The 432-nt window shown below is 28.7% G+C and carries 1 pseudogene; it reads right to left on the bottom strand.

What is annotated here, in order from left to right:
• Positions 1–432 (bottom strand): annotated as a pseudogene (locus tag AC6UDG_RS07345) (RNA-directed DNA polymerase); the annotation flags it as partial.

Below are 432 nucleotides of genomic sequence, written 5' to 3'. Positions count from 1 at the left end.
GCTTCATCTATTCTGTTTCCTACGCCACTATTTCTATTGTTTTTAGCATTTTCTTTACCCTGTAACGCCCACGGAATACTATGTGTATAAATAGAATCATAACAAGTAACAATATCAGTTTTTATACAATATTTATACTTTAGGGCATATTCTATAGAACTCTGTTCTATATTTTTCCACCAATTAGTTATGGTCTCAGCTTTGTCAGTTTTATTGGTTTTAGATTCTATGGGAATACTAATACAACTAATCTTTTTATTATCTTCAAATTCTTTAAATTTATTAATTATTTCTTCCCAATTACTTATTATAATATTAACTAAGTCCACATAGGCAACTGGATGTACAATCTGTAGTTTTCTCCATGCATACATCCCATCCTTATTCATCAATAATGAATAATTAACATGAGATTCATGTGAAAGAGAATCT

Source organism: Fructilactobacillus sp. X2R1C1 (genome assembly GCF_059901435.1).
This window is presented reverse-complemented; position numbering and strand designations above follow the sequence as displayed.